Origin of the sequence: Escherichia sp. WS2035 (assembly GCF_046487065.1) — a bacterium.
GTDB classification, from domain to species: Bacteria; Pseudomonadota; Gammaproteobacteria; order Enterobacterales; family Enterobacteriaceae; genus Escherichia; species Escherichia coli.
In genome coordinates, this window is record NZ_JBJQKD010000013.1 from 21,635 (window position 1) to 44,342 (window position 22,708).

Consider the following 22,708-nt stretch of genomic DNA (forward strand, 5'->3'; position numbering starts at 1 on the left):
GTCTTGAGCGCAACAAAGCGGGGAAAAGACGCGGATTACGGTGCTACCTCTGACGTTAGGCGAAAATATCAACGCCGCTGTTGCCTGTTACACGCCCTTGTAAAGAGACGGGAACCGGAAGCGTATCGTCGTCTTCCCCCGTCAGAGGTTCATGGTTTGCTGTGCGTTGGCTTTGCTGTTGCTGGGAAGCGGCCTGCTGCTGACCACTAAAGCTTTCGCCACTAATGTTGCTTTGCCCTAACTGAATGCCACTTTCGGCCAGCTGCGTACGCAGTACCGGCAGCGCTGCTTCCAGGGCTGCGCGTACGTGCTGATGCGGTGAAATCATCTGGATCTGCGCCTGGTTATCATCCACTTTGAGGGAAATTTGCACTTCACCTAAATCCTGTGGGTGCAGACGCAACTCTGCACTTTGTTGCCCCTGGCGGGTGAACAGCGAAATATGCTGGCTTAATGATTGTTGCCATTCGTGAGAACCCAGCGGTGCACTCAAAACAGGCGCGGCGACGGTGGGCAGTGGCTGTGTCTGGTGTGGAGTGATTAGCGGGCTGGCGGCAGCAGTCACCGGCGAAGGTGTGCTGATGACTTCCGCTTTACTCTGGGCTTCTGCTACCAGCGGTGTTAATGGCTGAGCTGGTGTGCCGGGGGCGTCATCAGGCTGTGCTGTTGTGAGTTGCGCAGAAGTCAGTTTTGTGAAAAGCGTTGGTTTCTCTGCCGGTAACACGGTTGACGGTGCATCAGTCACTTTGGGCGTATTGTCAAAACCCGGCAACATCGCAAAAAGGGCGCTCAGGCTTGCGGTGACGTCTTCATTAAGATCATCCGCTTTTTCGTCTTTTGTCGTATTTTTGTCAGCCACCGCAGCCAACGTCATCGTCTGAGCGGTGGTTAACGGTGTTGATGTGGATTGTTCGTCGTTGATGACAGGCAGTGTTTCATCCACGGGGATCAGTAAATCCGCTTGTTGCGCGTCGGAAACAATATCGCTGATCAGCGGCTCGCCTTTTGTCGTGGGCTTATCTGTTGCCACCAGCAACTGGGGGGCCGCTTTGTCGGTAGTTGTCTCGCCTGCTAATGCTTCGCTCAACAACGCGAGAAAATCTTGTGCAGCATCGCTGGCTTTGCCGCCAGGCAATGTGGTGGTGTCAACGTCGGCGGTAATTAAGGGCGCTAAGCGAATCATTCAGGTTTCCTCATGGCGGCGCGCTGGGCGAACTCATCCATCTTTTTCTGATCGAGGCGGTTTTCTGCAAGCAGTGCCGCCGTGGATTGCCGTTCCTGCAGTGTCTGCCAGGCCTGCAAACGTTGTTTCTTTTCTCGCCAGCTGTTCAGGGCAATGTCAACTTTCTGCGTCCACTGATTAAGTTGCTGGCGATGCTGAGTAATGGCTTTTTCCAGCGTCTGGATAAACTGCTGATAGTTGATCCAGCGGTTGCTGGTCATCCCGGCACTCATATCGCTATTGAGGTTATTGCGATATTCATTCTGATAATCGATCAGCATTTTGAGCTGTTCTTCCGCCTGCTGACATCCGCGACGCATTTCACCCAGCAGGCGCGCGGCATCCTCTACCTCTTTTTCTGCCAGATCTTTCAGGGTCGCCAGCGCGCCATGTTCTGCCATCTGCCGTTATCTCCTGGGTTATGACACTGTCGGGAAAATACGCTCCAGCCCCTGGAGAGACGCTTCCCAGTCCGCGCGTTCAAAAATGCCTTGTTGCAAATAGCCCTCCAGCTGCGGCCACAGGGCGATGGCTTTGTCGAGCATCGGATCGCTGCCTTTGGCATACGCGCCGACGCTAACCAGATCTCGGTTACGCTGAAAACTCGACAACAGCTGTTTGAAGGTGCGCACTCGTGCGTAATGTTGCTCACTGATCAACGCCGTCATTGCGCGGCTGATCGACGCTTCAATATCGATAGCCGGATAGTGCCCGGCTTCCGCCAGTCGGCGAGACAGCACAATGTGACCGTCGAGGATGGCCCGCGCGGAGTCGGCAATGGGGTCCTGCTGGTCATCGCCCTCGGTGAGCACGGTATAAAACGCGGTAATCGAGCCGCCGCCGCTAATGCCATTTCCGGCACGCTCGACCAGTGCCGGTAATTTGGCAAACACCGACGGTGGATAACCTTTAGTAGCAGGTGGTTCGCCAATCGCCAGCGCAATTTCACGCTGGGCCATCGCGTAGCGGGTGAGGGAGTCCATAATCAGCAACACATGCTGACCACGATCGCGAAAATCTTCGGCAATGCGCGTGGCATAGGCGGCACCTTGCATTCGCAGGAGCGGAGAAACATCCGCCGGAGCGGCAATCACCACTGAGCGTGCACGTCCTTCGGCACCGAGGATATTCTCAATAAAATCTTTTACTTCGCGCCCACGTTCACCAATCAAACCCACGACAATGACATCGGCGCGGGTGTAACGTGCCATCATCCCCAACAGCACACTTTTACCAACGCCGGACCCGGCAAACAGCCCCATACGCTGCCCGCGCCCGACGGTAAGCAGGGCATTGATTGGGCGCACGCCGGTGTCCAGCACATGTTCAATCGGTGTACGTTGCAATGGGTTAAATGGCGGGGTAATCAGCGCACCGGTTTCCGTCGTATCGGGGGAGGGGAGGCCATCGAGCGGTTTACCGCTGCCGTCCAGAACACGACCTAATAACGCCGGACCGAGCGGCAACTGCTTGCCGCTTTGCAGCCCTTCTGCCGAAATGTTTTTGGCATATACACGCGCGCCGGGCAGGACACCTTCCACTTCCTCCAGCGGCATTAAAAACAGCCGTTGACCGTTAAAGCCGACGACTTCGCTTTCTACTTCGTGCGTTTTGCTGCCGTTCTGGCGCTCAATGACACAGGTTGCGCCGAGCGGCAATTGTAATCCGGTGGCTTCCAGCACCAGCCCGGTAGCGCGGGTTAATCGCCCGTAGCGACGTACCGCAGGCAACTGCGCCATTTTGGCTTCAAAGTTATCTAGCGTGGTTAGCCAGCGAGTCAGGCGCGTGGTCATTACACCACTCCTGGTGCTGCCAGACGGCAGAGTTCTTGCCAGCGAGTGGCGACACTGGCGTCGAGATCGCCTTCATCGGCGGAGACTTTGCAACCGCCAGGATGGAGGGTGGGATCGCCCCGCAAGCGCCAGCCATGCAAACTTAAAGTTGCGCCGAGCATATCATCAACACGTTGCAGATCATCCGGGTGTACGCGCAGCTGTGGTTTACCGCTGAATAACGGTTCTTGCTGCAACAACTGTTGGATCTGTTTGATCAGTGCCGAGTTATCCACCGTTGGCGTCTGACCTATGACCTGACGTGCTGCCTCCAGCGCCATCTGCATCAGGCGCGAAGCTATCACACTATCAAGCGCATCAAGGGTAGTTTGAAATTCGCTGACCAGTTGCTGCATCCGGGCATGAATTGGCGCTTGTTGAGCCTTCGCCTCTGCCAGACCTTGTTCCAGCCCCTGGGCCAGTCCTTCCTGATAGCCCTGTTCATGACCTTGCTGGCGACCTTCGGCAATCCCTGCCTGATAACCCTGCTCGTGGGCCTGCATTTGCAGTTGCGCCAGTTGCTGCTCAAGGCTGGGTTCGGCCTCTTCAATAATGGTTTCTTCCGACTCGACCATTGGCACAAACTCTGCCGGTGGTGGCGCGAGATCGTCCGGCGTCCAGGTTTTCCACGGCAGATTATCAGACATAGGTATCCTCGCCGCTGCCAATCACCATCTCGCCAGTTTCGGCAAGACGGCGCACAATCAGCAGAATCGCTTTCTGTTCGTTTTCCACCTGCGACAGACGCACCGGACCACGGTTGGCGAGATCGTCGCGCAGAATATCGGCGGCACGCTGCGACATATTGCGCAAGAATTTCTCGCGCAGTGGCTGCTCGGCCCCTTTCAGCGCGATCAGCAGCGATTCGGAATCCACTTCCTGCAACAGACGCTGAATGCTGCGATCATCGACATCCACCAGATTCTCGAACAGGAACATCTCGTCGATGATTTTCTGCGCCAGCTCGCCGTCGAATTCACGCACGGCGGTAATAACGGCTTCTTCCTGCTGCGTTTTCATCAGGTTGATAATTTCGGCTGCCGTTCTCACGCCGCCCATTTTGCTGCGCTTGAGATTCTGACCGTCGAGCAAGCCATTCAGTACTTCGGTCAGTTCCGCCAGCGCGGCTGGCTGCACGCCGCCAAAGGTGGCGATACGCAACATCACGTCGTGGCGCAGACGTTCATCGAACAACGCCAGAATATCGGCGGCCTGGGCGCGCTTCAGATGCACCAGAATGGTGGCGATAATTTGCGGATGCTCATCGCGAATCAGATCGGCGGCGCTCTGCGGCTCCATAAAGTTGAGCGTTTCAATACCGCTGGCGGTATCGCGGGTTTCGAGAATATCTTCCAGCAGGCTGGCGGCACGTTCTTCACCCAGAGCTTTGACCAATACCGAACGCAGATAATCGTTGGCGTTGATATTCAGTGCGGCAAACTGTTCAGCTTCTTGCTCAAACTCCGCCAGCACATCGGTTAGCTGCTTGTTGGAGATCTGCGTGACGTTCGCCATTGCAGCGCTAAGGGTTTGCACTTCGCGCTGGGAGAGGTGCTTGAACACCTCTGCCGCCCGGTCTTCGCCAATGGTCATCAGCAGGATGACGCTTTTATCGGTGCCTGTCAGGTTACTCATGATCGTTATTTATCCACTGGCGAATGACCAGCGCCACCACGCGCGGATCGTTATCAGACATTTCACGGATACGCTGGCTCATGACTTCTGCCCCCAGTCGTTGGTTAGCGCGCCGTTGTTGGAGTTGTTCGTCTTTGCTCAGACGGACTTCCACCGCATCTTCCATTTCCTCGCGGGCCAGCGCTTGTTGCTGCACAGTCTTCACCGCCTCGGCGCGACGTGTTAGCTGCGGGCGTACCGCTTTCCGCCACAGCAACCACGCCACCAGCAGTACCAGCAACCAGCGACCGGCAGCCAGCAACTGATCGATAAACACTTGCTGTTGCCAGAACGGCAGTGCTCCGCCGCTTTCGTCACTGCTATTGAACGGCGAGTTAACAACATTGAGCGAATCACCGCGTTTTTCAGAAAAGCCCATCGCCTCGCGGGTCAGAGCTTCAATTTGCTTCATCTGTTCGTTGCTGAGAGGCAATGGTTTACCGTCTGGCAAGGTTTTGTAATTCACCACTACCGCGACTGACAGACGTTGCACATCGCCCACGTTCATTTTGGTATGACGAATGGTGCGATCGACTTCGTAGTTACTGGTTTCATTCCGCTGTGTGCTACGCGGCCCACTATTGCTGGTGGTGCTCGCCTGCTGCTGGCGGTTATTTTGATTTGCCGGAGGCGTGCTGATTGGTGCGTTATTCGCAGGTGCCGGTTGATTCGACAACGCCCCCGGTACGCCGCCCGGATAACCGGAACCGCTTTGCTCGCTCTCATTAAGCTGGCGTGAACGAAGCGCCGCATGAGATTCATCACCGTTAGGGCGATACTGTTCTTCCGTTTGTTCTTTACTGGCGAAGTCCAGTTGCGCCGTGACCTGGGCGTGAATATTACCGTTACCAACAATAGGCGACAGGATCGCTTCAATACGCCGCTGAATACGGCCTTCGACATCGCTGGCATATTTCAACTGAGCGTCATTAAGATCGCGCCCGCTGGTATTGGACTGGGTTAACAGATGCCCGCCCTGATCCACCAGCGTGACGTTTCCTGGCGGCAGACCAGCAACCGCGCTGGAAACCAGATGTACAATAGCGCTAATTTGCCCTTCATCGAGTGCGCGGCCGGGTAACAGATTTACCGTCACCGATGCAGAAGGGGATTTTTGTTCACGGACGAATAAAGACGGTTTCGGCATTGCCAGATGTACGCGCGCCCCTTTTACCGGGCCGATAGTTTCGATGGTACGAGAAAGCTCGCCTTCCAGCGCCCGCTGATAATTCACCTGTTCGCTGAACTGGCTGATACCAAACTTTTCCTGATCGAGCAGTTCGAAACCGACCGCGCCGCCTTTGGGCAAACCTTGTTGCGCCAGGCGCAGGCGCAGTTCGTGAACTTTATCTGCCGGAACCTCAATAGCGCCGCTGGCTTCGCTGAAGCGGTAAGGAATATTCATTTGCGTCAGTTGGCTGACAATTGCGCCACCATCCTGATCGGAAAGATTGCTGAATAATGTGCGGTAGTCGGGGGCTTTCGCCCACAGGATCAGTGCGACCATGACCGCCACTGCTGCGGAACCGGCAACAATCAATGGAATTTTCGGATTCGCACGCAGGCGATTAAGCCACTCAAGAGATTTTGTCTGGGCTGCAGTCGCATTCATCGCGCACCTCGTGGCTGATTATGGACGGCGTTATTGGCAAAGTGGAACAAGACTCACTCCCGGGTCAGCAAACTCGAAAAATTGACGCTCCCATTATTTGTGCTTTCGTTTTTTTCTATCCGCCAATAAACCCGTTTTTTTGTTGCTATTTAGCGCCTTTGTCTTATTGACTTACTGGTAGGCTTTGCTATCAGAAATTATCCGGGAGACGAAAATGTCAGCGATACAGGGGATTGAAGGGGTTATCAGCCAGTTACAGGCTACGGCGATGAGTGCGCGTGCGCAGGAATCACTGCCGCAACCGACCATTAGTTTTGCCGGGCAGCTGCACGCCGCGCTCGATCGCATAAGCGATACACAAACAGCCGCCCGCACGCAGGCAGAAAAATTCACCCTCGGTGAACCCGGCGTGGCGCTAAACGATGTGATGACCGATATGCAAAAAGCCTCAGTTTCTATGCAAATGGGGATTCAGGTGCGTAATAAGCTGGTGGCGGCGTATCAGGAAGTGATGTCCATGCAGGTGTAGGTTGTGTAACCTGTTGACTATGCTTGTTTAATTATATCCGATCCCACAGCGTGGGGCATGGATGGGCAAACTCACTCAATTTCTGGTTTAAAATGGATACCTGATCCTGGTTGTTTTCTGCCATCCACGATCCGTAAACGCGATAACATGTTTTGTCTTCGCTTTGCTCCCAGGAAGAGTGAACTCTTTCGTTAGCCTGGGGTTCCTTCTGATCATTATTGTTCCTGCCTTTATCTCTTGCCACGCCAGAGCCCCCTGGATACACATACACCAGGATGAAAACAGTGAGTTGTGTTCAAACTGTAGTACAATTCTCTCCAGTATGAACAGGAAAGAATATGCTATGAACCCTTATATTTATCTTGGTGGCGCAATACTTGCAGAGGTCATTGGTACAACCTTAATGAAGTTTTCAGAGGGGTTTACACGGTTATGGCCCTCTGTTGGCACAATTATTTGCTATTGTGCATCATTCTGGTTATTAGCTCAGACGCTGGCTTATATACCTACAGGGATTGCTTATGCTATCTGGTCAGGAGTCGGTATCGTTCTGATTAGTTTGCTTTCCTGGGGATTTTTTGGTCAACGACTGGACCTGCCAGCTATCATAGGCATGATGTTGATTTGTGCCGGTGTGTTAGTCATTAACTTGTTGTCACGAAGTGCACCGCATTAAAAAATAATTATCCTTGAGATAACAGGAATCTGATTTGTGCATATTATGGCTAATGTTCGGGGCACCTTTATAATTATGATTGCATTTGCGCGATCATTGCGCCTTTATGCATAATGAGATCAAGGCACATCAAATAAAATAACGATAGGTCACAACAATGAGGTTTTTATGAAAAAACTTATCGTTTCAAGTGTATTGGCATTCATAACATTTTCTGCGCAGGCCGCAGCATTTCAGGTCACTAGTAATGAAATAAAAACAGGAGAGCAACTTACAACGTCTCATGTATTTTCTGGATTTGGGTGTGAAGGTGGTAATACATCGCCCTCATTAACCTGGTCTGGTGCTCCTGAAGGCACCAAAAGCTTTGCCGTAACTGTGTATGATCCAGATGCTCCTACAGGCAGTGGATGGTGGCACTGGACTGTTGCTAATATTCCAGCAACTGTAACATATTTGCCCGCTGATGCAGGAAGACGTGATGGTACAAAACTTCCGACTGGTGCTGTTCAAGGCCGAAATGATTTTGGTTATGCAGGATTTGGTGGAGCATGTCCTCCCAAAGGAGATAAACCCCATCATTACCAGTTTAAAGTATGGGCTCTAAAAACTGATAAAATTCCTGTGGATTCTAATTCCAGCGGAGCGTTAGTTGGTTATATGCTTAATGCCAATAAAATTGCAACCGCTGAGATAACACCAGTTTATGAGATAAAGTAGGGTAAGAGTATGCTGGCAAAAGATAAGACTAACCTAAAGATTGAAGAAATACGGATGCATAAACATCATGAGATTCACAGGGTTAAGCCTCTTATGCCAGCTTTATGTCGTATCCGTCAGGGAAAAAAAGTTATCAATTGGGAGACGCATAGTCTAACTGTTGATAATAATCAGATAATATTATTTCCCTGTGGATATGAATTTTATATTGCGAATTATCCAGAAGCAGGTCTTTATCTTGCAGAAATGCTTTGTTATCCCATTGATCTAATTGAAAAGTTTCAAAAATTTTATGCGATAACTGATCAAATTCGTAACACGACAGGTTTCTGCTTACCTCAGAACCCCGAGTTAATATATTGTTGGGAGCAACTAAAAACATCTATTTCCCGAGGCTTCTCAACGCAAATTCAGGAACACTTAGCAATGGGCGTTCTACTTTCATTAGGAGCACATCATGTTAATTGTTTACTTTTATCAGATAGTAAACAATCATTAATAAGTCGTTGTTATAACCTAATGCTATCCGAACCTGGAACAAAATGGACAGCAAACAAGGTAGCGAGATATCTCTACATTTCTGTTTCCACATTGCATCGCCGTCTGGCAAGCGAGGGAGTAAGTTTTCAAAGTATATTGGACGACGTGAGGTTAAATAATGCGTTGTCTGCTATACAAACGACAGTAAAACCCATCAGCGAGATTGCCAGGGAAAATGGTTACAAGTGTCCTTCTCGTTTTACTGAAAGGTTCCATAATCGTTTTAAGATAACACCAAGAGAGCTAAGAAAAGCGTCCAGAGAGTAAAAGTATTTTATGAAGGAGCAACAGCATCGATTTTTATTTTGGAAAATAAATACGGCATACTCAACCTATTGGAGTCTGAACAATCCGGTGACTTCTGCGCTAATCGGGGACGTTTCTAAGCACATATAATTGATACTATCTTCCTCCATCACAATTTCAGAAATGCACGTGTGATTTTTTTGCATCCGGCGTTTGGACTATGTGGAGCTCAAGAGTGGGAAAGTTACAAGAGGTTGAGGGGATAATTAAAGGGATGCTTATGACATTAGATATCCGGTTAGGTACGGATATCGTTGTTATTAAATCTAGTTGATACGTTAAGATGCAGCTACTGACAAAATAGCCAGGACTCCACAAAACGCCTTTGTCGTAATACCTGACTGCAATATCTGGTCGATCTCGTCGCAGTAACCTACTCGATACGCCTTTGAGGCTGTTTACCAGACTGGATATCGCCAGTTTGGGAGGATAGTTAATTAACAAATGGACGTGATCTGGTCCGCCATCCATTTCAACCCGTTCAGCTTCAAAATCAGCACATACATTTGAAAAGTAAGTGCGTAGTTTTTCTGTCGCGTCATGGTCAAAAATCTGACGTCGGTATTTAGTAACGAAGACCAGGTGAACATGCTTCAGGAAAACACAATGCCTTCCGCGTCGGATATCGGTTTCTTTTTTCATAGGCCAAAGTATGATTTGGCCCATGAAACGACTACAGGCATTCAAATTCCGGTTAAGACCAGGTGGTCAACAGGAGCGTGGAATGAGGCGCTTCGCAGGCGCATGTCGTTTCGTTTTCAATCGTGCTCTGGCGCTTCAGAATGAGAATCATGAGGCCGGTAATAAATACATCCCTTACGGGAAAATGGCTTCCTGGTTGGTTGAGTGGAAAAATGCCACTGAAACGCAATGGCTTAAAGATTCGCCCTCACAGCCATTGCAACAGTCACTGAAAGACCCTGAGCGGGCTTACAAAAACTTCTTCCGGCTTCGTCACCACGCTCAAACGGTGTGCTACCTATCGCGGCTATAAAAACAGCTTGTCCATCAGCACGATAGATAAAATAAGGCTGCTTTTTGTCGCCTTCTTTTTTCCACTCAAACCAGCCATCGGCAAAACAGATTGCCCGACCATGTTGCCAGAGCGGTTTAAACATGTGACTGGTTGCGGCAGTTTCTACGCGGGCGTTAATCAGCGGCGGTTTATCCCACCATCCGGGAGCATATCCCCAGAAAACCGGATCCAGATGAAGGTGTTCATCACGTTCACTGAGCAGAAGGACTTTGGTTCCCGGCGCGACGTTGTATCTGCCAATAGGTTCGGGATCGTAGGGAATATCGCGTTCAATATCTTCCGCGAGAAACGCGAGGTAATCTTCACGCGTTTGGGATTGGGCAAAGCGTCCACACATAGAAACCTCCTGAGAGCACACTGAAAAGAATAGGAGAGAGGGCGGGTAAAATCTATGTGATAGAGAGGTAACGATGTTCCCGCTGTGGGCCACAGCGGGAATGAGGGATTACTTCTGAATTAAATAACGAATGGTCGGCCCGTCTTGCTGAATATCCAGCACCGTATAGCCGTGATTACGCGCATCCAGTGGAATATTATTGATCGACTGCGGACAGTCGCTCACCACTTCCAGGATCTCCCCTTTTTTTAACTGCGGCATCGCCTCAAGGGTTGCGACTGCCGGATAAGGGCAGGGTTCACCCACCATATCAAGACGGTAATCAGGAACGATATTTTTCATGCGATCTCCTTAGCAGTCTGCGGTGCCGCACGGCGGAAGAAGCGTTTTTCCCAGCCAATAATCAACATTAGAGCAGCAAACAACAGCAAATATGTCACCAGCAGGCCGCCCATCGGGCCAAAGGTTTTCAGCAGGTTGATTTTGTCCCAGTCGGTGGCCAGCGCCGGAGCGAAATCATCCCAGTAGTACGCCAGAATCGTTGAGCCGATCACGTTGCCCAGACCGACCCACCAGTAGTGCACCTGGCCTTCTACCGCGCGGTACATCCAGCCGGTTTCGCAGCCGCCTGCCAGCACGATGCCAAAACCAAACAGTAAACCACCAATTACCGCGTTTGGTCCCGCCCACATGATTTTGGGTTCAACGCCTAACTGTACGTAACTGAAGATCCCGATGGCACTTACCGCCATACCGATAATGATTGCTTTCGCCATATGGGTACGTCCGGTGATCCACATATCGCGGAACGCCGAAGTAAAGCAGATTTGCGCACGTTCAATCAGTAAACCAAAGCCGACGCCAAACAGCATTGCCAGCCCCAGTTTGGGCTGGTTCATCGCCGTCAGCAGCGCCCAGCCCAGCATGCCGAAAAAGACCAGCATCCCGAGACGAAAACGACGCCGCGCCTGATCCGGTTTTTGCGTCAACGGTGAGGCAGCAGAAACTTTCTGCATTTTCACGGGAATACGGAAGATGGGCAGAAGGGTAAAGCGCGCGCCAAACCATGAACCAATGGCAGTGGCGATGGCAAAGAACCAGGCGTGCAGCGAGAACTGTGGAATTCCGGTAAAGAACGCCGCCAGGTTACAGCCCATTGCCAGACGTGCGCCAAAACCGGCGATAATACCGCCAATGATGGCCTGCATAATGCGGATACGGCTGCGCGGCATGCGCAGTTTGACATTGTTGGCCCACAGCGCTGCGGCAAAACAGCCGCCAAACATACCGAGGATCATCATTCCGTCGATGCGGGTTAATGGCGATCCTTCCAGATGGATAATTTTAAAATAACCCCACTCTTCAGCATGGACGCCGAACAACTGCAGGAGCTGACCGCCCCAACGGGTAAATTCACCCGTGACTGCCCAAAAGGTGCCAGTGATGCCAAAATAGTAAGTGGAGAGAATACCCGCCGCGATGACCGCGGGGATGGGCGCCCAGAATTTAATCAACCAGGCGTGTTTGAATTGCTGCCATGACATGAATGTAGCCTCTGAACTCAGAAGGTTTGAAACAAGAGTCGCGAATCATACACCATGCAAATTTATTTTCGGGGTAATAATTCACAAAAATAATGGTTAGATCAAATTTCTCTCTGAACCTGGAAAGGCTGGCGACATCAGGGCTTTAATGCCACAATCCTCTTTTCTTCTCATGCAGGACGAATGATGAAAAAACTCGCAATTGCAGGTGCGCTCATGTTGCTGGCGGGCTGTGCCGAAGTCGAAAACTATAACAATGTCGTGAAAACCCCCGCGCCGGACTGGCTGACGGGTTACTGGCAGACCAAAGGGCCGCAACGTGCGTTGGTCAGTCCGGAAGCGATAGGCAGCCTCATTGTCACTAAAGAGGGCGATACCCTGGATTGCCGTCAGTGGCAGCGGGTGATTGCCGTGCCGGGTAAGTTGACATTGATGTCTGATGATCTCACTAACGTTACCGTAAAACGTGAGCTGTACGAGGTTGAGCGTGACGGTAACACCATTGAGTACGATGGTATGACGATGGAGCGTGTGGATCGCCCGACGGCAGAGTGTGCCGCCGCGCTGGATAAAGCGCCGTTACCGACGCCACTGCCGTAATGAAATCTCCCCGGCTTGCCGCCGGGGATGGATTTAAATCACCTCTTCGATAACCCACACGCTGACGCTGCCGCCGTTGCAAAAGAAGGTCGCTTCGCCGTTTTCGTCTGTCACTACGCTCTCTTGCCGGTTCCCCAGAAAATCGCGCCAGGTTTTATTGCCGTAATTCTCTCCCAGATGAATGGTTTTTTCGCCATCATCTCCGTTCGACATGACCACCACGCAGCCGGGATATTCGTCGGTGCCACTGCGGCTAAAGGCAATGCAGTTCGGATGGTCGAAAAATAACGTCTGTACACCGTGGGCGAAACGCTGACGGGCGAGAATTAACTCATCAAGCTGTTCGATTATTGGCATATCTATCGGATAGGTTTGCCCGTCACCACCGACATCTTCGTAATGTGCACCGTAGAGGTCCGGATAGAACACCGAAGGAACGCCATTTTCCCGCAACAAAATTAAGGCATACGCCAGCGGTTTAAACCACGGTTCGACGGGGGCTTCGAGGGCTTGCAACGGTTGGGTGTCGTGGTTGGCAACGAGGGTTACGGCGTGAAAAGGATCGGCTTCCACCAGCGTCCCAGTGAAGATCTGCGTCATGTCGTAGTCGCGACCCATGCGCGATGCTTCATGGAATTTCATCTGCAGCGGCGCATCAAACAGCATGGTTTTGCCTTCCACCTGATCAATATACGTTTGCAGTTTATCGACTTCATGCGACCAGTATTCAGCCACAATAAACAACGGCTTTGGCGCAACTTCCTGTACGTGTTCGATCCACTCTTTATAAAACCATGCCGGAATATGTTTGACCGCATCAAGACGAAAGCCGTCGCATTGCGTTTGTTCCATCACCCAGCGCGCCCAGTATTTAATCTCTTCCGTCACGGCATGATTGCGAAAATCGATATTCTCCCCCATCAGATAATCGAAATTACCGAGTTCATCATCAACCTGATCGTTCCAGCCTTCTCCGGTATAGTCGTTAACAATTTTAAAAATGCCATCTTCATCAGGGTTTTCGATATGGTCGATACCGCTAAAACATTTGAAATCCCAGATAAACTGCGAGTATTGCCCGGCACGAGCGGGGAAGGTGTAACGCGTCCAGCCTTCACACTCAATGATTTCTTCGTCAATTTGCGTACGGTCATCAGCATTTACACGCTGCACGCGAATAGCTTCTTTTTCATCCGCGCCCATTTTGTGGTTGACTACCACGTCCAGCAGCACCGCAATGTCATTACGTTTCAGGGCGTCAATGGCGGCCAGCAGTTGTGCTTTATCACCATATTTAGTAGGGATGCTGCCTTTCTGATCAAACTCACCTAGATCAAATAAATCATAGGAGTCGTAGCCGACCGAATAGCCGCCCGATGCGCCTTTATAGGCGGGCGGCAACCAGACCATATTGATACCAATATCATTAAAACCGTCTGCGCGCTCGGCCAGTTCAGGCCAGAGCTTACCGCCTTCCGGGTAATACCAGTGAAAACATTGTAACAGCGTGGGATTACGCATTCTTCGACTCCATTCAAGGGGAATATTAGAAGCGTAGCCGTAATCGGATTATTCGCGAGCCATCGGCTCATTAAGATTCAAAAGAGGTTATCCTGCGGAGCCAGCACAAAGCCGCCCTGATCGCCATAGGCACTTAACACCGATTTTTGCACCGATGACTGACCGACCAGTTTCGCCAGTTCATCCATCCGAATCTGTAATAACTGCTTTATCTTGCTTTCGTTGTCGAGAATCAGGCGCAGCATCGGGCGGAGCTGCTCCTGCATCGTAGTGGACGGGGCAACCTCTTCAGTCAGGTGTGCGATCTCCTGCACCGCATTCACATACGCCATTTCGCTGGCGATGAGTTCGTCCCATTGTTCTTCCGTTGCCAGGCGTAACATGAGCTGGCTTTTTTCGACGAGTTGTTGCCAGGCGAAATACAAATGCGGTGCATTGTTCATCAGACTGGGTCCTGAATCAAAGAAGGGGAGAGTAAAGACTCTTTCCAGGCATCGGCAATATTGCGCATTAATGCTTCCACTTCTTCGACTGCGGAGACATCGTTGCGTAAATTGGCTTGCAGCAAACGCCTGACCATATAGCTATAAAGAGCAATCAAGTTTTGGGTTAGTTCGTCTTTGCTCTCTTCATCAAGACTCACCCGCAGTCCGTTCTCAATGATGTTGATCGCTTTTGACAAAGAGACGCCTTTGCCTTGCTGATTGTTGTCCTGCATAAACAGGCGCGCTCTAACCAGTGCGCTCAACACTCCATCAAATAGCATGGTGACCAACTGCTGTTGGCTGGCGCTCATTACGGCGCTTTCGACGCCAATTTGTGCATAGGCCTGGGTGCCTTTTGCCGCGTACATAGTCTCTCCTGAAGATTATTTCGAGTTGCTATTTGAGGTGTCGAACTGCTGTGTCAGATAGCTACTAGTGGAGTTCAGCGAGTTCATTAACACATCTAATTGGGTGAACTGGGCTTTATAGCGCGTCATTAAGGTATCGATACGTTCACTGGCTGCGTTGTACTGGTCGGTCAAATTATTCAGCGTTTTGCTGACGCCATCTTTTGCTGCCTGGATTATCCCGGTGGAAGAGAGCCAACTGGTCAGGTTGCTACTAATGCCGGTGGTTACCCCAGTACTTTTGCCGTCACCTATAAACATTTCACCGATACCAGCGGCATCATTTTTTAGCGCCGTTTGCAGTTTGTCGGTCGCGATTTCCAGCTTGCCGGTACTGGCATCGCTGGTAATGCCAATCTGTGCCAGCGTTTTATAGTTTGAACTGCTGTGAGTATTGGCGAGCAAGGTTTTAAGCTGAGTCTGGATGGTACGCAGTGTGGAGTCACCGAGTAATGCGCCATTACTGGAGTCCTGACTTTCAGCTCCGGCATCGACAGCGGTGTATTTGGTTAAGCTGCTGAATGTATCCTGCAATGTGTTATAGGCATCCACCCACGCTTTAACCGCATTTTCAGCTTTGGATGTGTCTTTACTGATGGTCAGTGTCTGATTACCGGTGGTGACGTCATTCAGGTTGAGGGTGATATCTTCCAGTGAGTCGCTGATAGTGTTACTGCTGTTTTCAATCTCAACGTTATTGACTGTCAGTTTGGCGTTTTGCGCGGTGACGCTTTCAATCATGCCATTGCTGCTATCACCCGGCGTTCCGTTGTAACCCATAAAACTTTCCAGGGCGCTGTCGCCGCTGACGCTAAGTTTCATAGCGTTATTGCTGCCCGTATCGTTAGCGGTGATGGACAGACGATATTCGCCGTTTCCCACATTGATGATACTGGCGCTGACACCAGCTTTGGCGTTGTTAATGGCATCGCGAATGCCGGAAAGTGACGAGTTACCCGCGCTGATATCAATCGTGACCGGATCTTTACCGCCGCCTTGTTGGATGGTCAGTACGCTATCGCTGGTGGCGATGGCGGCTTTACTGTCTTTTTGACTATTTTTTGTTGTCAGCGTCTGTGCCTGCGCCAGTTGGCTAACGCTAATGGTGTATTTCCCAGCAATCGCGCTGCCCGTGGTGGTGGCGCTGAAAGCCGATGAACTGCTGGTGGTTGAGGTGGCGGTAAATAAATCGGCTTTATTCAGTGCTGTGTTGGCTGTCTGGAAACTCTCTAGTGCACTTTTCAGCGTCCCGTAGGCGCTCAGTTTCGCGGTGTAAGAGCTTTGCTGTTTTGATATCGGCGTCAGGGTAGATTTTTCTGCCGCCTCCAGACTGTCAAGGATGCTGCTTAAGTCCAGCCCCGACCCAACCCCAAGCGTTGAAATACTAGCCATATAGTTTCCTTAATCATGCGACGTGTATAGAACGAATACCGGGGTTATCGGCGTAAGCGGGGTAAAGTTTACGATTTATTTTTTGCCTTAATGGCACGAACAGCAACGAGGAAGGGGAGTATTTCGACCGCTAGAAAAAAATTCTAAAGGTTGTGAGTGACCAGACGATAACAGGGTTGACGGCGACGAAGCCGAAGGGTGGAAGCCCAATACTTAAACCGTAGACTTGAAAACAGGAAAATGAATTATGGCACAAGTCATTAATACCAACAGCCTCTCGCTGATCACTCAGAACAACATCAACAAAAACCAGTCTGCGCTGTCGACTTCTATCGAGCGCCTCTCTTCTGGTCTGCGTATTAACAGCGCTAAAGATGACGCCGCGGGCCAGGCGATTGCTAACCGCTTTACTTCTAACATCAAAGGTCTGACTCAGGCCGCACGTAACGCCAACGACGGTATTTCTCTGGCGCAGACGGCTGAAGGCGCGCTGTCAGAGATTAACAACAACTTGCAGCGTATTCGTGAACTGACCGTTCAGGCCTCTACCGGCACGAACTCTGATTCCGACCTGTCTTCTATTCAGGACGAAATCAAATCCCGTCTTGATGAAATTGACCGTGTATCTGGTCAGACCCAGTTCAACGGTGTGAACGTGCTGTCGAAAAACGATTCGATGAAGATTCAGATTGGTGCCAATGATAACCAGACGATCAGCATTGGCTTGCAACAAATCGACAGTACCACTTTGAATCTGAAAGGATTTACCGTGTCCGGCATGGCGGATTTCAGCGCGGCGAAACTGACGGCTGCTGATGGTACAGCAATTGCTGCTGCGGATGTCAAGGATGCTGGGGGTAAACAAGTCAATTTACTGTCTTACACTGACACCGCGTCTAACAGTACTAAATATGCGGTCGTTGATTCTGCAACCGGTAAATACATGGAAGCCACTGTAGTCATTACCGGTACGGCGGCGGCGGTAACTGTTGGTGCAGCGGAAGTGGCGGGAGCCGCTACAGCCGATCCGTTAAAAGCACTGGATGCCGCAATCGCTAAAGTCGACAAATTCCGCTCCTCCCTCGGTGCCGTTCAAAACCGTCTGGATTCTGCGGTCACCAACCTGAACAACACCACCACCAACCTGTCTGAAGCGCAGTCCCGTATTCAGGACGCCGACTATGCGACCGAAGTGTCCAACATGTCGAAAGCGCAGATTATCCAGCAGGCGGGCAACTCCGTGCTGTCTAAAGCCAACCAGGTACCGCAGCAAGTTCTGTCTCTGTTACAAGGCTAATGGCCTTAACCTGCCTGACCCCGCCAACGGCGGGGTTTTTTCTGCCCGCAATTTACCGGTAACCCCCAAATAACCCCTCATTTCACCCACTAATCGTCCGATTAAAAACCCTGCAGAAACGGATAATCATGCCGATAACTCATATAACGCAGGGCTGTTTATCGTGAATTCACTCTATACCGCTGAAGGTGTAATGGATAAACACTCGCTGTGGCAGCGTTATGTCCCGCTGGTGCGTCACGAAGCATTGCGCCTGCAGGTTCGACTGCCCGCGAGCGTGGAACTTGACGATCTGCTACAGGCGGGCGGCATTGGGTTACTTAATGCCGTCGAACGCTATGACGCCCTACAAGGAACGGCATTTACAACTTACGCAGTGCAGCGTATCCGTGGCGCTATGCTGGATGAACTTCGCAGCCGTGACTGGGTGCCGCGCAGCGTGCGACGCAACGCGCGTGAAGTGGCACAGGCAATAGGGCAACTGGAGCAGGAACTTGGCCGCAACGCCACGGAAACTGAGGTAGCGGAACGTTTAGGGATCGATATTGCCGATTATCGCCAAATGTTGCTCGACACCAATAACAGCCAGCTCTTCTCCTACGATGAGTGGCGCGAAGAGCACGGCGATAGCATCGAACTGGTTACTGATGATCATCAGCGAGAAAACCCGCTACAACAACTGCTGGACAATAATCTGCGCCAGCGGGTGATGGAAGCCATCGAAACGTTGCCGGAGCGCGAAAAACTGGTATTAACCCTCTATTATCAGGAAGAGCTGAATCTCAAAGAGATTGGTGCGGTGCTGGAGGTCGGGGAATCGCGGGTCAGTCAGTTACACAGCCAGGCTATTAAACGGTTACGCACTAAACTGGGTAAGTTATAACGTCAGTAAATGCCGCACTTTAATTTTGACTACCAGGAGTTCTTAATGATGGTGCAGCACCTGAAAAGACGGCCATTAAGCCGCTATCTTAAAGACTTTAAACACAGCCAGACCCATTGCGCGCATTGCCGTAAATTACTCGATCGCATTACCCTCGTTCGCGACGGCAAAATAGTGAATAAAATCGAGATTTCCCGCCTGGACACGCTGCTTGATGAAAATGGCTGGCAAGTGGAACAACAATCATGGGCGGCATTGTGCCGATTTTGCGGTGATTTACATTGCAAAACGCAGAGTGATTTTTTCGATATTATCGGCTTTAAGCAATTTCTTTTTGAGCAAACTGAAATGAGCCCTGGTACGGTGCGTGAATATGTCGTTCGTCTGCGCCGTTTGGGGAATCATCTACACGAGCAAAATATTTCCCTCGATCAGCTGCAGGACGGTTTCCTCGATGAAATCCTCGCCCCGTGGCTGCCCTCCACCAGCACCAACAATTACCGCATCGCGTTACGGAAGTATCAACACTATCAGCGTCAAACGTGTACCGGACTTGTGCAGAAATCCTCCAGCCTGCCTGCTTCTGATATATATTAAATAAGAATAAGATGTAGCGGAGTTGTTTTTGTGTTTACAAACAATGGCTCTACACTGCAAACAGACATAACAACATTCGGGGTGAATATGAAATTAGCACATCTGGGACGTCAGGCATTGATGGGTGTGATGGCCGTGGCGCTGGTTGCGGGTATGAGCGTTAAAAGTTTTGCAGATGAAGGTCTGCTTAATAAAGTCAAAGAGCGCGGCACGCTGCTGGTAGGGCTGGAAGGAACTTATCCGCCGTTCAGTTTTCAGGGGGATGACGGCAAATTAACCGGTTTTGAAGTGGAATTTGCCCAACAACTGGCAAAACATCTTGGCGTTGAGGCGTCACTAAAACCGACCAAATGGGACGGTATGCTGGCGTCGCTGGACTCTAAACGCATTGATGTGGTGATTAACCAGGTCACCATTTCTGACGAGCGCAAGAAAAAATACGATTTCTCTACCCCGTACACCATTTCTGGTATTCAGGCGCTGGTGAAAAAAGGCAACGAAGGCACCATTAAAACGGCTGATGATCTGAAAGGCAAAAAAGTGGGTGTCGGTCTGGGCACCAACTATGAAGAGTGGCTGCGTCAGAATGTTCAGGGCGTCGATGTGCGTACCTATGATGATGACCCGACCAAATATCAGGATCTGCGCGTAGGCCGTATCGATGCGATCCTCGTTGATCGTCTGGCGGCGCTGGATCTGGTGAAGAAAACCAACGATACGCTGGCAGTAACCGGTGAAGCATTCTCTCGTCAGGAGTCTGGCGTGGCGCTGCGTAAAGGAAATGAAGACCTGCTGAAAGCGGTGAATGATGCAATTGCGGAAATGCAAAAAGATGGCACTTTGCAAGCCCTTTCCGAAAAATGGTTTGGTGCTGATGTGACCAAATAATCAGCATAATGACAAAAAAGGGCGCTTTCACTAGCGCCTTTTTTATTTACGCGTTTTCAGCGTGCATAATAAGAAAATCACAACAACACACATCGGAGGCTGTTATGCCACTGCATAATTTAACCCGTTTTCCACGGCTGGAGTTTATTGGCGCGCCAACGCCGCTCGAATATCTGCCGCGCTTTTCTGATTATCTTGGACGGGAAATTTTCATCAAACGGGATGACGTCACTCCCATGGCAATGGGCGGCAATAAATTACGTAAGCTGGAATTTCTCGCGGCAGATGCTCTGCGTGAAGGTGCCGATACGCTGATTACTGCCGGGGCGATCCAGTCTAACCATGTGCGCCAGACTGCCGCAGTCGCTGCGAAACTCGGTCTGCACTGCGTGGCGCTGCTGGAAAATCCTATTGGTACAACCGCGGAAAACTATTTAACCAACGGCAATCGTTTGTTGCTGGATCTGTTCAATACCCAGATTGAAATGTGCGACGCACTGACCGATCCCAATGCCCAACTGGAAGAGCTGGCGACGCGAGTCGAAGCACAAGGCTTTCGCCCGTATGTCATTCCGGTTGGCGGTTCTAATGCTTTGGGCGCGCTGGGTTATGTGGAGAGTGCGCTGGAAATCGCGCAACAGTGTGAAGTGGCGGTTAATATTTCGTCGGTGGTGGTCGCATCGGGCAGTGCCGGAACTCACGCCGGACTGGCTGTTGGGCTGGAACAGCTGATGCCTGAAAGCGAACTGATTGGCGTGACTGTGTCGCGTTCAGTTGCCGATCAATTGCCGAAAGTGGTTAACCTCCAACAGGCGATTGCGAAAGAACTGGAGCTGACCGCATCAGCGGAAATTTTACTCTGGGATGACTATTTTGCACCTGGCTACGGCGTGCCGAACGACGAAGGCATGGAAGCAGTGAAATTGCTGGCGAGGCTGGAAGGCATTCTGCTTGATCCTGTGTATACCGGAAAAGCGATGGCGGGGCTGATTGACGGTATCAGTCAGAAACGCTTCAAAGATGAAGGGCCGATTTTGTTTATTCATACCGGCGGTGCGCCTGCGCTGTTCGCCTATCATCCCCACGTTTAGCTCCGGGAACGCTCATGCAAGAAAGTATACAACTGGTTATTGATTCCTTGCCGTTCCTGCTGAAAGGGGCTGGGTATACGCTGCAACTCAGTATCGGAGGCATGTTTTTTGGCTTACTGCTCGGGTTTATTCTCGCGCTGATGCGCCTGTCGCCAATCTGGCCCGTGCGCTGGCTGGCGCGTTTTTATATCTCTATTTTTCGTGGTACGCCGCTCATCGCACAACTGTTTATGATCTATTACGGACTGCCACAGTTTGGTATCGAATTAGATCCCATTCCGTCAGCAATGATTGGTCTGTCGCTGAACACTGCCGCCTATGCTGCTGAAACGCTGCGCGCCGCCATTTCTTCTATTGATAAAGGTCAGTGGGAAGCTGCAGCCAGTATTGGTATGACGCCATGGCAGACCATGCGTCGCGCGATTTTGCCACAGGCGGCGCGGGTGGCGTTGCCGCCGCTGTCGAACAGCTTTATCAGCCTGGTAAAAGATACGTCGCTGGCCGCGACAATCCAGGTGCCGGAGCTGTTCCGTCAGGCGCAGTTGATTACCTCGCGCACGCTGGAGGTGTTCACCATGTACCTGGCGGCTTCGCTCATCTACTGGATCATGGCGACTGTGTTATCGACGTTGCAGAACCATTTTGAGAATCAACTTAATCGCCAGGAGAGAGAACCCAAATGAGTGCCATTGAAGTTAAGAACCTGGTGAAAAAATTCCACGGTCAGACGGTGCTGCATGGTATCGACCTTGAGGTGAAGCCAGGCGAAGTAGTGGCAATTATCGGTCCGAGTGGTTCCGGCAAAACCACGTTGCTACGCAGCATAAATCTGCTGGAACAACCGGAAGCGGGAACCATCACCGTTGGCGATATCACTATTGATACTGCACGTTCATTAAGTCAGCAAAAATCGCTGATTCGCCAGTTGCGTCAGCACGTCGGGTTTGTCTTCCAGAACTTTAATCTGTTTCCGCATCGTACGGTGCTGGAAAACATTATTGAAGGGCCGGTGATCGTCAAAGGCGAACCGAAAGAAGAGGCCACGGCGCGCGCTCGCGAGCTGCTGGCGAAAGTTGGGCTGGCCGGTAAAGAAACCAGTTATCCACGTCGTTTGTCTGGCGGTCAACAGCAGCGCGTTGCGATTGCGCGTGCTCTGGCAATGCGTCCTGAAGTGATTTTGTTTGACGAGCCAACGTCGGCGCTGGATCCAGAGCTGGTGGGCGAAGTCCTGAACACCATTCGTCAGCTGGCGCAGGAAAAGCGCACGATGGTGATTGTGACGCACGAAATGAGCTTTGCCCGGGATGTTGCGGACCGGGCGATTTTTATGGACCAGGGGCGGATAGTCGAGCAGGGGGTAGCAAAAGCGTTATTTGCTGATCCTCAGCAGCCTCGCACCCGCCAGTTCCTGGAGAAGTTTCTGCTGCAATAATAAGAAAAAATCAGCCCCGACGATTCACCAGTCGGGGCGGGACGCCATTTCAAACGTGATAAAACTGCTTAACAAATCAGCATAACT

At 51.0% G+C, this 22,708-nt stretch carries 25 protein-coding genes and 2 pseudogenes; 13 read left to right on the forward strand and 14 right to left on the reverse strand.

What is annotated here, in order from left to right; translation table 11 throughout:
• Positions 1-55 precede the first annotated feature (55 nt).
• The 6 genes from ACJHX4_RS19380 to fliF are packed head-to-tail and all read right to left on the reverse strand — an operon-like array spanning position 56 to position 6,340.
• Positions 56-1,183: a flagellar hook-length control protein FliK gene (locus ACJHX4_RS19380; protein ID WP_000620069.1), complete on the reverse strand. Its 1,128-nt coding sequence runs from the start codon at positions 1,181-1,183 to the stop codon at positions 56-58.
• Positions 1,180-1,623 (reverse strand): flagellar export protein FliJ, encoded by a 444-nt coding sequence (fliJ, locus tag ACJHX4_RS19385; RefSeq protein WP_000807584.1) that lies wholly within the window; start codon positions 1,621-1,623, stop codon positions 1,180-1,182. The genes ACJHX4_RS19380 and fliJ overlap by 4 nt, the downstream gene beginning before the upstream one ends.
• An 18-nt stretch (positions 1,624-1,641) precedes the next feature.
• Positions 1,642-3,015, reverse strand: coding sequence for a flagellar protein export ATPase FliI (fliI, locus tag ACJHX4_RS19390; protein ID WP_000213308.1), 1,374 nt, complete (start codon positions 3,013-3,015; stop codon positions 1,642-1,644).
• On the reverse strand, positions 3,015-3,701 hold the full coding sequence (gene fliH / locus ACJHX4_RS19395) for a flagellar assembly protein FliH (protein WP_001282677.1): 687 nt from the start codon (positions 3,699-3,701) through the stop codon (positions 3,015-3,017). The genes fliI and fliH overlap by 1 nt, the downstream gene beginning before the upstream one ends.
• Positions 3,694-4,689, reverse strand: coding sequence for a flagellar motor switch protein FliG (fliG, locus tag ACJHX4_RS19400; protein WP_000067950.1), 996 nt, complete (start codon positions 4,687-4,689; stop codon positions 3,694-3,696). The genes fliH and fliG overlap by 8 nt, the downstream gene beginning before the upstream one ends.
• Positions 4,682-6,340: a flagellar basal-body MS-ring/collar protein FliF gene (fliF, locus tag ACJHX4_RS19405; RefSeq protein WP_000994425.1), complete on the reverse strand. Its 1,659-nt coding sequence runs from the start codon at positions 6,338-6,340 to the stop codon at positions 4,682-4,684. Before fliF ends, fliG begins: the two co-directional genes overlap by 8 nt.
• Positions 6,341-6,554: 214 nt before the next feature.
• Here fliF and fliE point away from each other — a divergent pair, with 214 nt between their 5' ends.
• From fliE to ACJHX4_RS19425, 4 genes are all read left to right on the forward strand, one after another.
• On the forward strand, positions 6,555-6,869 hold the full coding sequence (fliE, locus tag ACJHX4_RS19410) for a flagellar hook-basal body complex protein FliE (RefSeq protein ID WP_001274299.1): 315 nt from the start codon (positions 6,555-6,557) through the stop codon (positions 6,867-6,869).
• Positions 6,870-7,212: 343 nt separating this feature from the next.
• A complete protein-coding gene (emrE, locus tag ACJHX4_RS19415) occupies positions 7,213-7,545 on the forward strand; it encodes a multidrug efflux SMR transporter EmrE (RefSeq protein ID WP_001070440.1) in 333 nt (110 codons plus the stop codon).
• 168 nt (positions 7,546-7,713) lie between these two features.
• Positions 7,714-8,265, forward strand: a complete 552-nt coding sequence (gene ybcL, locus ACJHX4_RS19420; RefSeq protein WP_001310919.1) for a Raf kinase inhibitor-like protein YbcL — start codon at positions 7,714-7,716, stop codon at positions 8,263-8,265.
• A 9-nt stretch (positions 8,266-8,274) separates the two neighbouring features.
• Positions 8,275-9,072 (forward strand): helix-turn-helix transcriptional regulator, encoded by a 798-nt coding sequence (locus ACJHX4_RS19425; RefSeq protein ID WP_000879824.1) that lies wholly within the window; start codon positions 8,275-8,277, stop codon positions 9,070-9,072.
• Positions 9,073-9,228: 156 nt separating this feature from the next.
• On the opposite strand, the gene tnpA is transcribed toward ACJHX4_RS19425, so the two are convergent.
• A complete protein-coding gene (gene tnpA / locus ACJHX4_RS19430) occupies positions 9,229-9,753 on the reverse strand; it encodes an IS200/IS605 family transposase (protein WP_001347174.1) in 525 nt (174 codons plus the stop codon).
• A gap of 22 nt (positions 9,754-9,775) precedes the next feature.
• Between tnpA and ACJHX4_RS19435 the strand changes: the two are divergent.
• Positions 9,776-10,066: pseudogene (locus ACJHX4_RS19435) on the forward strand (helix-turn-helix domain-containing protein); the annotation flags it as partial.
• Here the strand turns inward: ACJHX4_RS19435 and ACJHX4_RS19440 are convergent.
• The 3 genes and pseudogenes from ACJHX4_RS19440 to yedE form a co-directional block, all read right to left on the reverse strand.
• Positions 10,059-10,484 (reverse strand): annotated as a pseudogene (locus ACJHX4_RS19440) (SOS response-associated peptidase family protein); the annotation flags it as partial. The pseudogenes ACJHX4_RS19435 and ACJHX4_RS19440 overlap by 8 nt on opposite strands.
• A 108-nt stretch (positions 10,485-10,592) precedes the next feature.
• Positions 10,593-10,826, reverse strand: coding sequence for a sulfurtransferase-like selenium metabolism protein YedF (yedF, locus tag ACJHX4_RS19445; protein ID WP_000790504.1), 234 nt, complete (start codon positions 10,824-10,826; stop codon positions 10,593-10,595).
• Positions 10,823-12,028, reverse strand: a complete 1,206-nt coding sequence (gene yedE / locus ACJHX4_RS19450) for a selenium metabolism membrane protein YedE/FdhT (RefSeq protein WP_000118897.1) — start codon at positions 12,026-12,028, stop codon at positions 10,823-10,825. The genes yedF and yedE overlap by 4 nt, the downstream gene beginning before the upstream one ends.
• Positions 12,029-12,214: 186 nt before the next feature.
• Here yedE and yedD point away from each other — a divergent pair, with 186 nt between their 5' ends.
• The gene (yedD, locus tag ACJHX4_RS19455; RefSeq protein ID WP_001296171.1) at positions 12,215-12,628 is read left to right on the forward strand and encodes a lipoprotein YedD; all 414 of its coding nucleotides are present in this window, start codon (positions 12,215-12,217) and stop codon (positions 12,626-12,628) included.
• A gap of 33 nt (positions 12,629-12,661) precedes the next feature.
• Here the strand turns inward: yedD and amyA are convergent, their stop codons facing one another.
• From amyA to fliD, 4 genes are all read right to left on the reverse strand, one after another.
• On the reverse strand, positions 12,662-14,149 hold the full coding sequence (gene amyA, locus ACJHX4_RS19460; RefSeq protein WP_001245699.1) for an alpha-amylase: 1,488 nt from the start codon (positions 14,147-14,149) through the stop codon (positions 12,662-12,664).
• A gap of 77 nt (positions 14,150-14,226) precedes the next feature.
• The gene (fliT, locus tag ACJHX4_RS19465; RefSeq protein ID WP_001057839.1) at positions 14,227-14,592 is read right to left on the reverse strand and encodes a flagella biosynthesis regulatory protein FliT; all 366 of its coding nucleotides are present in this window, start codon (positions 14,590-14,592) and stop codon (positions 14,227-14,229) included.
• A complete protein-coding gene (gene fliS / locus ACJHX4_RS19470; RefSeq protein WP_000270663.1) occupies positions 14,592-15,002 on the reverse strand; it encodes a flagellar export chaperone FliS in 411 nt (136 codons plus the stop codon). The genes fliT and fliS overlap by 1 nt, the downstream gene beginning before the upstream one ends.
• Before the next feature lie 15 nt (positions 15,003-15,017).
• Positions 15,018-16,433 carry a flagellar filament capping protein FliD gene (fliD, locus tag ACJHX4_RS19475; protein ID WP_000146831.1) on the reverse strand — a complete coding sequence of 472 codons (1,416 nt, stop codon included), beginning with the start codon at positions 16,431-16,433 and terminating at the stop codon, positions 15,018-15,020.
• A 247-nt stretch (positions 16,434-16,680) separates the two neighbouring features.
• Here fliD and ACJHX4_RS19480 point away from each other — a divergent pair, with 247 nt between their 5' ends.
• The 7 genes from ACJHX4_RS19480 (at position 16,681) to tcyN (ending at position 22,621) form a co-directional block, all read left to right on the forward strand.
• The gene (locus ACJHX4_RS19480) at positions 16,681-17,730 is read left to right on the forward strand and encodes a flagellin FliC (RefSeq protein ID WP_000079759.1); all 1,050 of its coding nucleotides are present in this window, start codon (positions 16,681-16,683) and stop codon (positions 17,728-17,730) included.
• Positions 17,731-17,893: 163 nt separating this feature from the next.
• Positions 17,894-18,613 carry an RNA polymerase sigma factor FliA gene (fliA, locus tag ACJHX4_RS19485; RefSeq protein WP_001087463.1) on the forward strand — a complete coding sequence of 240 codons (720 nt, stop codon included), beginning with the start codon at positions 17,894-17,896 and terminating at the stop codon, positions 18,611-18,613.
• A gap of 45 nt (positions 18,614-18,658) precedes the next feature.
• Positions 18,659-19,210 carry a flagella biosynthesis regulatory protein FliZ gene (fliZ, locus tag ACJHX4_RS19490; RefSeq protein WP_001296169.1) on the forward strand — a complete coding sequence of 184 codons (552 nt, stop codon included), beginning with the start codon at positions 18,659-18,661 and terminating at the stop codon, positions 19,208-19,210.
• A gap of 87 nt (positions 19,211-19,297) precedes the next feature.
• Positions 19,298-20,098 (forward strand): cystine ABC transporter substrate-binding protein, encoded by an 801-nt coding sequence (gene tcyJ / locus ACJHX4_RS19495; protein ID WP_001296168.1) that lies wholly within the window; start codon positions 19,298-19,300, stop codon positions 20,096-20,098.
• 104 nt (positions 20,099-20,202) lie between these two features.
• Entirely contained in the window at positions 20,203-21,189 is a 987-nt protein-coding gene (dcyD, locus tag ACJHX4_RS19500) for a D-cysteine desulfhydrase (protein WP_001128232.1), read from the forward strand.
• A 14-nt stretch (positions 21,190-21,203) separates the two neighbouring features.
• Positions 21,204-21,872 (forward strand): cystine ABC transporter permease, encoded by a 669-nt coding sequence (gene tcyL / locus ACJHX4_RS19505; protein ID WP_001158220.1) that lies wholly within the window; start codon positions 21,204-21,206, stop codon positions 21,870-21,872.
• A complete protein-coding gene (tcyN, locus tag ACJHX4_RS19510; protein ID WP_001273000.1) occupies positions 21,869-22,621 on the forward strand; it encodes an L-cystine ABC transporter ATP-binding protein TcyN in 753 nt (250 codons plus the stop codon). Before tcyL ends, tcyN begins: the two co-directional genes overlap by 4 nt.
• Positions 22,622-22,708 lie beyond the last annotated feature (87 nt).